Source organism: Paludibacter propionicigenes WB4, assembly GCF_000183135.1.
Classification (GTDB): Bacteria; Bacteroidota; Bacteroidia; order Bacteroidales; family Paludibacteraceae; genus Paludibacter; species Paludibacter propionicigenes.
The window spans coordinates 2,994,700-3,008,364 of the sequence record NC_014734.1 but is presented as its reverse complement, the minus strand read 5'-3'; the positions used below and the strand labels follow the sequence as shown (position 1 = coordinate 3,008,364).

The window sequence follows — 13,665 nt, the reverse complement described above, 5'->3', positions numbered from 1 at the left end:
GCTTTTAATAATGCATTTTATAATGCTTCTTGTGCAAATTCGGATTAAAGAAAACGATTCCAACCTGAAACAAGTCTATCGTAGATGTCACCTTCGATGATTTCTTTATCATTTCCCAGGCATACTCCATATCAGCAGACCAATAGATATCATCAATTACCATAACGGTACTATCATTTATTTTCGGGATACACTGGTTGAAATAATTCAACACTGACTGGGAGCGATGATTGGCATCAAAAAATATCAAGCCCAACTCTTCAATACCATCCAACACTTCAGATAAAGTATTATCTATGTTCCCTACCACAAGTTCAATATTGTGAAGCTTCAACTTTTTAAAATTCTCCTGTGCTACTTTTGCAATCTGCGGACAGCCTTCTAAACTGACACAGCGAATATCTGACGACGATGAGGCTAAATACGATGTGGTCACACCTAACGAGGTTCCTAACTCCAAAACGGTTTTTATTTTCAAGTAATTAGTTATCCTGAACAGAAGCTGCCCATACTTCGCTGATTTCAACGAACTTTTTGCAATATCGGAAACAGTTCTCTCTCTGTCGCTGCCCGTTCCATAGTCGAGAATACTTATAGTCCTTTTATCGTGTAACAAAGTGGTTCTGACCCACTCAATTTTAGGGAATATATAATATAAACCTCTGTTATTTAAGATGAAAGTCGTAAAATTAAACAGAAAAGGAGAATGAACTCCATGTCCCTTTGTATTTCGAGCTGAAAAAAAATGAATGATATACTTGTACAATAATCGCAATTGCTTCATAATGTCACAAAAATAGGAAAATAAATTGGCATCATTAACTATATACGGACATTTTTTTATGCTATTATTTCAAAAACAAATTCCAGTATCATTAATCGCAAAAGAAGAGGCTTTTCAGCCTCTTCTTTTGCGATGTAAAACCAGTACTATTCTATTTCTGATTAATCACGTTTCTAATCATTTTTCATCTACAAAACTACACTTTAAACAATCTCTATTCCTTGTTCTTGGCATAATTCGATAGCCATTTCTCTGAGCTTAAATTTTTGAATTTTACCGCTACCGGTAAGCGGATATTCGGAGACAAAGAACACATAACGAGGTATTTTGTATCGTGCTATTTTATCTTTACAGAAATCACGTACATCTTCAAGTGTAAGCTGATAACCAGCATGCTGTATAATGAAAGCCGCTACATCTTCTCCATAACGCGGGGAAGCAAGCGCTACAATTTGAGCATCTTTCACACCGGGCATATGATATAAAAATTCTTCAATTTCTCGTGGTGAGATATTCTCTCCTCCGCGAATAATCATATCTTTTATTCTTCCGGTTATGCGGTAATTCCCATCAAGGTCTTTCACGCCTAAATCGCCAGAACGCAAATATCCATTCTTATCGATTACCTCTGAGGTCGCTTGAGGATTTTTATAATAGCCTTTCATCACATTGTACCCCCTACAACACATCTCCCCCTGCACTCCATCCGGACAGATTTCGCCTGTTTCCGGATTAATAACGGCCACTTCGGTGAACTCATAGTCACTCCCCACTGTAGTGCAACGTACTTCAAACGAATCTTCAAGCCTTGTTTGAGTCATACCGGGCGAGGTCTCGGTAAGTCCGTAGACGCTGGTAATAGTCATAAACATTTTCTCACTAACCTGACGCATAAGCTCAATAGGACACAAGGCCCCTGCCATAATTCCGGTTCGCAATGAGCTCATATCAAACAACTCAAACATGGGATGATTCAACTCGGCAATAAACATCGTAGGCACTCCATAAACCGCCGTACAACGCTCTTTGTGAATGGAAGCAAGGGTAATCAACGGGTCAAACTTTTCGACCATTACCTGCGTACAACCGTGAGTAAGGCAATTCATAGTAGCCAAAACAACCCCAAAACAATGAAATAACGGCACACAAACACACAACTTGTCAGCTTGTGTGAATTTCATGTGTTCGCCGGTAAGATAACCGTTATTCGCAATATTATGATGCGAAAGCATTACTCCTTTAGGAAACCCTGTAGTACCCGAAGTATATTGCATATTGACTACCTCATGACAGCTTACAGACTTTTTTATTTTCAGAAAAGCATCATTGGGTTGATTATCTCCCAACAACAATACTTCGGCAGTATTATACATACCTCTGTGCTTTTCCTGTCCGATATAAATTACATTTTTCAGTTCGGGGAAACGCTCACTTTTTAAATGTCCACGTTGATTTGTTTTCAGTTCGGGAATCAGAGAATAAACCATCTCTACGTAATCACTTCCTGAAATTCCATCGGTTATGCAAAGTGTATGCATATCGGAGTTTTCTAACACAAACGCCAGCTCATGATCTTTGTAATTTGTATTTACCGTCACAGCCACAGCACCAAGTTTAGCGCAAGCATATAAAAAAGTCAACCAGTCCGGAACGTTTTGAGCCCAGATGCCTACATGACATCCTTTAGTCACCCCAACAGCCAACAGTCCCTTTGCCATATTGTCAACACGCTCATTAAAGGCTGACCATGAAAACCTCAGGTTACGGTCTGAATAAACTATGTATTCATGATCGGGAGTTTCGGCAGCCCAGTGTTCAAGCCAATCACCTAATGTTCTATCAAATAATTTCATATCAGATTTAATAATTAAAGTGGCGTATAAACAACTGCAACAATCTTTGCCGGTGTATCATTCAGGGCGCTAACCAAATGGTCGACAATAGAATCATAATAAATACTGTCGCCCTTATGAAGAATATGAGTTTCTTTTCCATAATTTATTCTCACCGAACCTTCTAACACAAAAATAAACTCTTCCCCTTCATGCGAAGACAAAATAGGTTCGTTTGTCGGAGAAGCTTTGATGTCAATTAGAAATGGCTCCATATGGCGTCCTGTTTTGCTGGCAGCCAAAGAGAAAAAGTCGAGATGGGAATTAGCACTTGAAAGTTGGCTTGAGAATGTAGCCGGTTTTTGGCTATCGGTTTGACGATGAACAACAGGACCCAATTCATCGCTGTCATCAAGGAAAGTACCAAGACGAACACCCAACGCACGGGCAATTTTTATCAGTGGCGATAAAGATGGTACAGTATCGCTGTTTTCTATAAACTCAATCTGAGCTACAGTAAGGCCTGAACGTTCGGCGAGCTCCTCTTTTGAAATGTTTTTGTCAGCACATAAGGTACTGATTTTTTCTCCGACAATGATTTTTTTCATGTTTTTACGCTGAGTACTATATTAAATTTACAGGGCGCAAAAATAAATAAAATCTTTCATGAAAAAAGGTTTTCTATTGAAACTTATCACAATTTCAGCAGAAAACCTTTTAAATGATCAGAAAAATACAGCTTTCCGTTCCAAGTTGGAAGTCGAAAAGAAAAAATGCTGTATTATTTCAATATCTTATCATAACCACCCTGAGGCATCAGCAAACCCAACGCTACTTTCAAATCTTTGTCTGTACGAAGTGAATATTGAATTTCTCCTTTTTGATAATAATATCTTTTAATAATTTCGAGACTCAACAATTCCGCAACTTCCTCTCTATTCTCCTCTATACTTTTTGAAATATCTGGTATCAATTTGGCTTTCAACGCATCAAATTCATCACTTGCTCTTTTGTCCAAACCTTCTATTTTGGCGATATTAATCAATTCTTTATAGTACTTTTCAGTTTGTGTAGTATAAGTGAATTTCTTTTCAATCAAGTAATCAGTAAAAGCTTTAAAATCTTCATCAGATAATTTAAACTCGGCTGGAGAAGCAATATGCGGATGTTTCAAAACATACTGAGTGGCAAACTCGAAATACAGATTTTGTGAATAAATATAGTACGCAATGTTTACCTTACGATCATCCTTGGTAAGCGTATCCGGTACAATACCGCCTCCATCGCGCACTTTACGACCATTTTTGGTTTTAAACTCCGAAGTGAGGCTATCCGGAATATGACCTACACTACCGTCTTCATTTCTGTGACTATAATCAATAGCCTGAATACACCGACCGCTTGGGATATAGTATTTAGCCGTAGTAACTTTTAAGTGTCCGCCATAGCTTATAGGGAGGATGTTTTGAACCAAACCTTTACCGAAAGTTCGTTCACCTACTATCACAGCTCTATCCAAATCCTGAAGAGAACCGGCTAATATTTCGGAAGCGGATGCAGAAGAACGATTGGCCAGCACTACCAGTTTCATCTGTGGAAATATCGGTTCAGTAGGTGTTTTGTATGTTCTCTCCGATTCTTTATTCTTACCTTTGGTGGTAACTACAGCCGTACCTTTAGGCACAAAATAGCCGACAATCTTCACAGCCTCATCAATTAGTCCACCGCCATTATTGCGAATATCCAATACCAAAGACTCAATTTGATGTTGCTTAACAAGATCTGAAATAGCATCTTTCAATTCGATAGCTGCTCTTTCGGTAAATTCATTCAACAGCACATATCCCACTTTATCGGCAACAACAGCAGAGTACGATACCGGATTCATCTGTATTTTCTCTCTTAGGAACGATATTTCAATCGGCGCCTTACCTCCCGGTCTATCCAACCTTAGCTTAATAGTCGTATTGGGAGTTCCTTTGAGCAGCGCACTTACCTCGCTAACAGTCAATCCATTCACATACTTACCATCGATCTGAAGGATAATATCTCCGGCACGAACCCCGTTTCGCTGCGCAGGTTTACCTTCGTAAGGTTCAGAAATTACAACTCCTCTGTCACTTTTAGAAATAAGCGCACCAATTCCGGCATACTCACCGGTAGTCATAAATTTCAAGTCGTCGGTTTCCTCTTCGGGCATATAAACGGTGTACGGATCGAGCTTCTCCAACATATTATCAATAGAGGTCTTTATCATTTTATCGTAATTCAAGGTATCTACATAGTGTATATCCAGGTCACGAAACACCGAATTGAATATAGTAAGGTTTTTGCTGATTCTGAATGTCCGTTGTTCGGGCTTTGAAGCTCCGTAAATCACAGTGCTAAAGCAAAAAACAAAAATGGAAAGTTGTATTATTTTCTTCATAAGAGTGGATTAAATTGTCTATTTTTCAGCACACTACAGCTTTACATTAGGAGGAAGAAATGTAGATATATCTTTTCCAAATGCAATTAAATCGCGTGTAACTGTAGATGATATAAAGGAGTATTCCGATTCGGTAAAAAGTATAACAGTTTCAATGCCTGTAAGTTTTCGGTTGGCATCGGCTATCGATCGCTCGTACTCAAAATCCACCACCGAGCGAAGTCCTCTCAACACAAAGTTGGCATCGACTGAAAGAGCAAAATCTACCGTCAGGCTATCATACGATGCCACCTTCACTCTGGAATCATCTATAAAAGCCTGCCGTATAATATCGAGCCGCTTATCGACCGAGAAAAGTGTCTTTTTTGACTGATTAAGACCAATGCCTATCACTATTTCGTCAAAAAAAGATAACCCGCGCTGCACAATGCTATAATGTCCGATAGTAAACGGATCGAATGTTCCTGGAAAAATTGCTCTTTTCATATATGTGTTTTATATAAAAAACAAACGTTGATGGAAAAATATCTGCAAAGATAGATGAATTTAACTTCGCCTGCTGAAAATAGTCCACTAAGTTTGTATTTTTTAGTTTTTCAATCGATATTTCTGCTTAATAAGTATCTTTGTACTGAATAAACAGCCCATTTCAAAAACAATTATAAAAACAACATGAAGAAAAGAACTGCTATCATATTGCTTCTGATCGGATGCATTCAACAATCAGTATTTAGTATCGAACCTGTTTATTCTTTTCCGATTCCTGACAAAACAACTTTTGCCGATAAAACAATCTCGCTTGAAAGGTATGACATGCGCGAGCGCTATGATCGGGAACAAATAATAATTGCGTACAATCACTCCGTAAGTTTTGCCATTATCAAACGAGCCAACCGGTATTTCCCTATTATTGAGCCTATTCTCAAAGAAAATGGCATCCCTGACGATTTTAAATATCTAGCCGTAATAGAAAGTAATCTTGATCCGCGTGCTGTTTCACCGGCTCAGGCCGCCGGCTTATGGCAGCTACTCCCAAAAACAGCCCAGCAATTCGGACTGGAAGTAAATGACGAGATTGACGAACGCTATCACATTGAAAAATCTACAATTGCCACCTGCAAGTACCTGAAAAGCGCGTATGCAAAATTCAAAAACTGGACAACAGTTGCTGCATCGTACAATGCCGGGATGGGAAGAATATCTACCGAAAAGGAAAATCAACAGGTTGAGGATTCATTCGACATGCTGCTAAGTTCAGAAAGCAGCAGGTATGTATTCCGCCTTCTCGCCATGAAACGTTTTCTTGAAAATCCAAAAGCATTTGGCTACATTCTCGAGCGTAATCATTTTTATCAAACCGTTGGAACAAAAGACACTATCATAAATTCGGCTGTCGAAGATTGGACGGTATGGGCGCAACGCAAAGGCATAAGTTACTATCAACTTAAAGATTTCAATATTTGGATCAGAGGAAGAAAACTCACCAATAAAGACAGTAAAAAATATACTATCCAAATACCAAACAAAGAAGACATTACATTTAATCCTGATAAAATAAAGATTCACAATCCTACATGGATTAGCTATTAATCTGAAACGAAATACGAAACGCGAGAAATCGGCGTTTATTTATTATGTGTTATTTACCGTTAAAAATTACAAGTATGAAAAAAATTATTATTGCATCTGTGCTGTTACTCTCTGTTACTTTCACTTATGCACAAGTCAATTTTGGTATTAAAGCGAGTTATAACTCTTCACTCAGCATGAACAATTTGAGCTCTGTGACCTCTGGAAGTTATAATCTGAATTCTGTCAATTCAGAATTATCGAACGGCTTTCAAGCCGGGGTTTTTGCACGTTTCGGATTCAACAAACTGTACTTTCAACCGGAGTTTCTTTACAACATGGGAAAGAAAACGGATAAAATATCATTTCAAGCGAATTCCAATAGCAGCGTAGTAACGACCTTTAATAAAAATGTAACTGTTAGCACACTTGATGTACCATTACTTCTTGGATATAAGTTGTTGGATTTGAAAGTCGTAAATCTACGTGCATTTGCCGGTCCGAAACTTCGTTTCAATGCAGGTTCTTCGCTCGATTACAGCAACCTTACTACAGGCGGCAGTGTCACTCAGGATCAGTTAGAAAAAGATATTAAAGCCGCGCAACTAGGTCTGGAAGCCGGTGTCGGTGTTGATGTTTTGATGTTCACGTTGGATGCCCGTCTCAATTTGATTAAAGACATGTATCAAACAAAACTAAACAGTACTACTATTGATAATATCAGAGCAAATACCTTTGTTATTTCATTGGGTTGGAAATTACTCTAAATCAACTCTTAATTTTTCTATTAACGCCTGTTTTTCGAAAGAGAAGCAGGCGTTTCTATTTTGCAGCCGGATAAAGACCTCCAACCACTAACTTGTTCACACTTATCACTAATTTTTGTATCTTTGCATCCCGAACAAAATAACGATCAATTTATGAATTTAGAAACAATTCTTGGAACTGTAGTAGCCAATGCCGTAAAAACTCTTTACGGATTGGAAACCGAACCAAATCAAATACAACTTCAAAAAACAAAGAAAGAATTTGAGGGCGACCTCACGGTGGTTATTTTCCCATTCGTGAAAGCTGCACGCAAATCGCCCGAACAAACAGGACAAGAAATTGGCGAATATCTTCTGCAAAACAATCCTGTGGTTTCAAAATATAATGTCATCAAAGGATTTCTGAATTTGAGCATCAGTAAAAGTTATTGGCTCGAAACGTTGAATCTGATTCATTCCACCCCTGCATTCGGGACAAAAACTGCAACCGATGATGCTGAATTAATGATGATTGAATACTCATCGCCCAACACAAACAAACCTCTCCATTTAGGTCACATCCGCAATAATTTACTCGGTCACAGCATTGCTGAAATTCAGAAAGCAAACGGATGGAAAGTAATAAAAACCAATATTGTAAATGACCGTGGTATCCATATTTGTAAATCCATGCTTGCATGGAAACTTTTCGGAAATGGAGAAACTCCAGACAGTTCAGGTTTGAAAGGAGATCATCTGGTTGGAAAGTATTACGTTATTTTCGATAAGCATTACAAGGCAGAAATCAAGGAACTCATCGAAAAAGGCATGAGCGAAGAGGAAGCCAAAAAATCGGCACCGCTCATCCTCGAAGCGCAAAAAATGCTTTTGGCATGGGAAAACAACGACCCTGAAGTTCGTCAGCTATGGGAAACCATGAATGGTTGGGTATATGCCGGATTTGATAAGACTTATACGCAAATGGGTGTAAGTTTTGATAAAATATACTACGAATCTGAAACATACCTCGAAGGTAAAGATAAAGTAGAAGAAGGACTGGCCAACGGAGTTTTTTATCGCAGAGAAGATGGCTCTGTATGGGCAGATTTGACAGGGGATGGCCTCGATGAGAAGCTTCTTTTGCGCGCCGATGGCACTTCGGTGTATATGACTCAGGACATAGGCACGGCTAAACTTCGTTACGACGATTATCCTATCAATAAGATGGTTTACGTAGTTGGGAATGAACAAAACTACCATTTTCAGGTACTTTCTATTTTATTAGACAAACTGGGATTTGAGTGGGGAAAGAGTTTGGTACATTTCTCTTATGGCATGGTAGAATTACCCGAAGGCAAAATGAAGAGCCGCGAAGGCACAGTTGTTGATGCAGACGATTTAATGTCGGAAATGATTGAAACCGCCAGAGAAACTTCGCAGGAGTTGGGCAAGTTAGACAATTGCACACCCGAAGAAATAGAAACTATAGTAAGAATGGTTGGTCTGGGATCACTTAAATACTTTATTTTGAAAGTGGATCCACGAAAAAACATGACTTTCAACCCGAAAGAATCAATTGATTTCAATGGTAATACAGGTCCGTTCATACAGTATACGCATGCCAGAATAAAGTCCGTTCTTCGCAAAGCATCAGAACAAGGATTGGAATTTGGCTCAATAAACAATACGCAGCTCGAAATTTCGGAAAAAGAAAGCTATCTGGTTCAGTCTCTCACCGAGTTTCCTGCCGTGGTAAAACAAGCCGGAGACGAATTTAGTCCTGCTTTAATTGCCAATTACATTTATGATTTGGTAAAGGAATATAACCAATTCTATCATGATTTTACTATACTGAAAGAAGAAAATGCAGCGTTAAAGCAGTTCAGACTTATTCTGTCTGAATCAATTGCTTCAGTCATAAAAACCGGTATGGGACTATTGGGAATAGATGTTCCTGAACGCATGTAAGAACCATTGAGTTGTCGAACGTTTATAATATAAAATGTAGTAATATGAAAAAAGCTAACTATTTTCTATTTCTTTGTCTTCTCAGCATTCTGGTTGTTTCTTGTTCTACGGGTAGTAGCGCATATAAACACGGCGACTATTACAAGGCATGTCTGGAGTCAATTGACCGGTTACGATCAAACCCAAAAAATGACAAATCACAGTCAGTACTTTTAAACGCCTACCCATTAGCATTAAAGACAGCTCAACGGGATATTGACAATGCACTTGTTGCCAATCAACCTGACAAGTATGATATAATTGTATATCAATACGAAAGGATAAATCAGTTAGCCAATCAGATTTTCAACTGCCCCAAAGCCCTTGAACTTATTCCACAGCCCAAAGAATATATTGCTGAGCTAAGCAAAGCCAAACAAATGGCTGCTGAGCAGGCTTATGCGGCAGGCGTGAAAGCACTGAACTACGGCACGCTGGATCAAGCCAGAGCTGCTTATCAATACTTCCAAAACGCCAACAGGTATGTGCCCGGATACAAGGACGTATTGAATAAAATAAGTGATGCACGGTATTTCGCAACACTCAGAGTTATTGTTCAAAAACCATTCACCAACGCAAATTTCCAGTATTCAGCGGATTTCTTTTTCAATAATTTATTGGCTGAAATTCGTCAGAATGCCCAAAACCGATTTATAAGATATTATACACAGGAAGAGGCTCGAAAAGAAAACATGAGAAACCCTCATCAGTACATTGTACTGAATTTCGAAGATTTTTCGGTGGGGAATGTTCGGGAGTCATCCGAAACTACCGAAGAAAAACGGGATAGTGTTATTGTGGGAACTGTAAAAGTAGAAGGTAAAACTTACAATTCGTACAATACGGTTAAAGCCACACTCACTACATTTCGGCGAGAAATTAGCTCCGGAGGCGTTCTAAGCTTGCGAATTATTGACGCTGGAAACAATCAGGAATTACAACGACAGAATTTTGAAGGCACCTATGTTTGGAATACAAGTTGGGCTAACTTCAAAGGTGATGACAGAGCTTTAAATGCCGAGCAAAGGAAAATGTGCAACAGGGAGCCTCAAATGCCTCCTTCGCAACAAGATTTATTTATAGAGTTCACCAAACCTATTTACTCACAAGCCGTTTCATACGTTCGATCTGCTTATAGCAGATATTGATTATCTGGACACAATACTTCTCTTGACAAAAAAACAAAACGTCCAACAGAAATTATCTGTTGGACGTTTTGTTTTTTCGTTTAAACTGAATCTGTTTTACTCTTCCTCATCAATAACATCAATTGTCGATTCAATTTCAAATACAGAAAGCTGGCGACGGAAAATTTCATCCAACGAAATCTGGAATGTTTCGGTGTGCGCTATGCCAGGAATCAATGTCAGATGTTCCAGAATTATTTGCAACAAATGACGATTGTCTTTTGCATAGATTTTCACGAACATAGAGTATTTGCCTGTTGCGTAATGACATTCTACGACTTCAGGAACCTTTTTCAACTCCTCTACCACTGCGTTAAACATTTTAATATCACTCAACGTGATTCCAATATAAGCACAAGTCTGAAAACCTACTTTGTACGTATCTACAACGAATTCAGAACCTTTTATAATACCTGTATTCCGAAGTTTTTGAATGCGTTGATGAATAGCAGCTCCTGAAACATTACATTCGCGTGCCACTTCCAAAAAAGGAATACGTGCATCCTGCGAAATGAGCTGAAGAATTTTTTTGTCTAATCTGTCTATTTGATGTTGTGCCATGATGCGTTATTTTTCTTCAATATTAATCGTTTAGTTTTAATTATAGCTTTTTTTTGCAAATGTATTTAATAATTTCGTATTTCCGTCAAATTTTCCAATAAATTGATAGCAATTAGTGCAAAAATATTCATTTTAACGATATTTTCCTTCATTACAATCTTTCAGCACACTCAGGTAGCTTTGATAACGAGAGGTACTGATATATTGTTTGTCAACTGCATGGAGTACTGCACAATCAGGTTCGTGCACATGGGTGCAATTGGCAAACTTACAATCTTTTGAAAATTCAAATATTTCTTTAAAATAATGCCCAATTTCAGCTACTTCCATATCTATCGTTCCAAAACCTTTAATACCGGGAGTGTCAATAATATGTCCTCCGGACAGAAGCTCAAACATTTCCGAAAAAGTTGTGGTATGCATACCTTTGTTATGATAGGAAGAAATTTCACCCGTTTTGGCCAGAGAATGAGGAGCAATAGCATTTATCAACGTTGATTTTCCAACACCTGAATTACCTGAAAACAATGTAGTCTTTCCACTCAGGAAGGTTATCAGTTCCTCGATGTTCTCAGACAAAAGTGCCGAAATCTTAAACACCGGATATCTCAACAAATGATAAAGATTCTCTAAACCAACGAGATATTCCATTTCCGACTCGGAATACCGGTCAATTTTGTTGAACACGATACAGGCAGGAACTCGATATGCCTCGGCTGTAGCCAAGAACCTGTCAATAAACACAGTGGAAGTTTCAGGATAATTTATCGTAACAACCAAGGTTACCAAATCAAGGTTAGCAGCCAAAATCTGGGAGTGTTTGGATAAGTTGGAGGAACGCCGAACTATATAATTCTTACGGTCGGAAATGGCATGAATCATTGCTGTTCCATCATCATTCTTCTCAAATTCCACATAGTCGCCCACTGCAATAGGATTGGTGCTACGAATCTCCTGCATGCGAAAATGACCTTTGATCTTGCACTCAAACAATTCGCCCATATCAGTTTTTACCTGATACCAACTGCCTGTGTTTTTTACGACTAATCCAACCATGAGAGTTATTAAAAAGCTTCAGTCATCCCAATAATATGAGATGACTGAAATAGTATGAAGTATGAATCACTGTTACCTTAAACGGTCATAATTTCTTTTTCTTTCGCCAAGTATTGGTCTTCAATTCGTTTGATATATTTATCATGAATTTTCTGAACGCTGACTTCTGCGTCTTTTTCCATATCCTCGGGCAATCCTTCTTTAATCATTTTCTTCAGATGTTCAATAGCATCACGACGGGCGTTTCTAACCGAAATCTTAGCATCTTCACATTCTGCTTTTGATTGTTTAGCCAGTTGACGACGACGATCTTCTGTCAGAGGTGGTATCCCCAAACGAATTGTCTCACCATTGTTCATAGGTGTTATACCAATATCTGAGTTCAAAAGAGCTTTCTCAATAATGGGAATTAATGCTTTTTCCCAAGGTTGAATGGTAATAGTCTTTGCATCAGGGGTAGTAACAGTTGCAACACCCGATATCGGTACAATCTGACCATAATATTCTACTCGAACGCCATCAAGGATTCGAGGATTAGCTTTGCCTGCACGGATATGCGCCAATGATTCATCCAAAAATAATAAGGTCGCTTCCATGCTATCTTCGGCTTGTTTCAGAATTGGTTTGATGTCTTGCATAATTTTTATTTTGTTTTCATCCCCTCAATCACGATGATCATAAGGGGCAGTTAATTATATATTTATCTTTAGTTTCTATTGTTTCATTCTATCACGACACCATATCTAGTTTCTTACCAGAGTGCCGATTTTCTCGCCAGTGATAACCTTTTTCAGGTTACCCACCGTATCCATGTCAAAGACATAAATCGGCATATTGTTTTCCTTACACATAGTAGTAGCTGTAAGATCCATCACTTTAAGATTCCTGTTATAAATCTCATCATATGTAATCTCATCAAACTTGGTTGCAGTTTTATCTTTCTCTGGATCGGCAGTATAAATTCCATCAACGCGGGTTCCTTTGAGCATAACATCAGCTTCAATTTCGATAGCACGAAGCGAAGAACCTGTGTCAGTCGTAAAAAACGGATTACCTGTTCCGGCCGAAAGAATTACCACCTCACCCTGCTCTAAGCTGCTTATGGCTTTTTGTTTACTATAAAACTCACCAATCGGCTCCATACGAATCGCTGTAAGAACGCGTGATTTCACTCCTGCCGCCTGCAAAGCCGAATTTAAAGCCAAGCTATTGATAACTGTAGCCAACATGCCCATTTGGTCGCCCTGAACACGATCAAAGCCCTTAGAGGTACCAGTTAATCCGCGAAAGATATTTCCACCGCCTATTACAATACCAACCTGCACGCCCAATGCTGCTATTTCAGCAATTTGAGAAGCGTATTCGCTCAATCTTTTTTCATCTATGCCATATTGCTTTTCGCCCATAAGCGATTCACCGCTCAATTTCAACAAAATGCGTTTAAATGCTGCCATACCATTATTTTTTAGCAAAAGTAGATAATTTGATTTGAATC

The 13,665-nt window shown here is 38.6% G+C and carries 13 protein-coding genes; 4 read left to right on the top strand and 9 right to left on the bottom strand.

Features of this window, described 5'->3' with window-relative positions; all coding sequences use genetic code 11:
- Positions 1–4: 4 nt before the first annotated feature.
- From PALPR_RS12490 to coaD, 5 genes are all read right to left on the bottom strand, one after another.
- Positions 5–784 (bottom strand): O-methyltransferase, encoded by a 780-nt coding sequence (locus PALPR_RS12490; RefSeq protein ID WP_013446000.1) that lies wholly within the window; start codon positions 782–784, stop codon positions 5–7.
- 203 nt (positions 785–987) lie between these two features.
- The gene (locus PALPR_RS12485) at positions 988–2,637 is read right to left on the bottom strand and encodes an AMP-binding protein (RefSeq protein ID WP_013445999.1); all 1,650 of its coding nucleotides are present in this window, start codon (positions 2,635–2,637) and stop codon (positions 988–990) included.
- A gap of 14 nt (positions 2,638–2,651) precedes the next feature.
- On the bottom strand, positions 2,652–3,224 hold the full coding sequence (locus PALPR_RS12480) for a helix-turn-helix domain-containing protein (protein ID WP_013445998.1): 573 nt from the start codon (positions 3,222–3,224) through the stop codon (positions 2,652–2,654).
- Positions 3,225–3,397: 173 nt separating this feature from the next.
- The gene (locus tag PALPR_RS12475) at positions 3,398–5,044 is read right to left on the bottom strand and encodes a S41 family peptidase (RefSeq protein ID WP_013445997.1); all 1,647 of its coding nucleotides are present in this window, start codon (positions 5,042–5,044) and stop codon (positions 3,398–3,400) included.
- 33 nt (positions 5,045–5,077) lie between these two features.
- Positions 5,078–5,530 carry a pantetheine-phosphate adenylyltransferase gene (gene coaD, locus PALPR_RS12470; protein WP_013445996.1) on the bottom strand — a complete coding sequence of 151 codons (453 nt, stop codon included), beginning with the start codon at positions 5,528–5,530 and terminating at the stop codon, positions 5,078–5,080.
- 186 nt (positions 5,531–5,716) lie between these two features.
- Between coaD and PALPR_RS12465 the strand changes: the two genes are divergently transcribed.
- The 4 genes from PALPR_RS12465 to PALPR_RS12450 all read left to right on the top strand — a co-directional run bounded on the left by PALPR_RS12465 (position 5,717) and on the right by PALPR_RS12450 (position 10,514).
- The gene (locus PALPR_RS12465; protein ID WP_013445995.1) at positions 5,717–6,634 is read left to right on the top strand and encodes a lytic transglycosylase domain-containing protein; all 918 of its coding nucleotides are present in this window, start codon (positions 5,717–5,719) and stop codon (positions 6,632–6,634) included.
- Between the two features lie 74 nt (positions 6,635–6,708).
- Complete coding sequence (locus PALPR_RS12460; protein ID WP_013445994.1) at positions 6,709–7,380, top strand: porin family protein; 672 nt, start codon at positions 6,709–6,711, stop codon at positions 7,378–7,380.
- Between the two features lie 153 nt (positions 7,381–7,533).
- Positions 7,534–9,327, top strand: a complete 1,794-nt coding sequence (argS, locus tag PALPR_RS12455) for an arginine--tRNA ligase (protein ID WP_013445993.1) — start codon at positions 7,534–7,536, stop codon at positions 9,325–9,327.
- Between the two features lie 44 nt (positions 9,328–9,371).
- Positions 9,372–10,514 carry a hypothetical protein gene (locus PALPR_RS12450; protein WP_013445992.1) on the top strand — a complete coding sequence of 381 codons (1,143 nt, stop codon included), beginning with the start codon at positions 9,372–9,374 and terminating at the stop codon, positions 10,512–10,514.
- 96 nt (positions 10,515–10,610) lie between these two features.
- Here PALPR_RS12450 and PALPR_RS12445 read toward each other — a convergent pair whose 3' ends face one another.
- The 4 genes from PALPR_RS12445 to pyrH all read right to left on the bottom strand — a co-directional run bounded on the left by PALPR_RS12445 (position 10,611) and on the right by pyrH (position 13,624).
- The gene (locus tag PALPR_RS12445) at positions 10,611–11,114 is read right to left on the bottom strand and encodes an Lrp/AsnC family transcriptional regulator (protein WP_013445991.1); all 504 of its coding nucleotides are present in this window, start codon (positions 11,112–11,114) and stop codon (positions 10,611–10,613) included.
- A 132-nt stretch (positions 11,115–11,246) separates the two neighbouring features.
- Positions 11,247–12,170, bottom strand: a complete 924-nt coding sequence (rsgA, locus tag PALPR_RS12440) for a ribosome small subunit-dependent GTPase A (protein ID WP_013445990.1) — start codon at positions 12,168–12,170, stop codon at positions 11,247–11,249.
- A gap of 77 nt (positions 12,171–12,247) precedes the next feature.
- Positions 12,248–12,808 carry a ribosome recycling factor gene (frr, locus tag PALPR_RS12435; RefSeq protein WP_013445989.1) on the bottom strand — a complete coding sequence of 187 codons (561 nt, stop codon included), beginning with the start codon at positions 12,806–12,808 and terminating at the stop codon, positions 12,248–12,250.
- A 105-nt stretch (positions 12,809–12,913) separates the two neighbouring features.
- On the bottom strand, positions 12,914–13,624 hold the full coding sequence (gene pyrH, locus PALPR_RS12430; RefSeq protein ID WP_013445988.1) for a UMP kinase: 711 nt from the start codon (positions 13,622–13,624) through the stop codon (positions 12,914–12,916).
- Positions 13,625–13,665 lie beyond the last annotated feature (41 nt).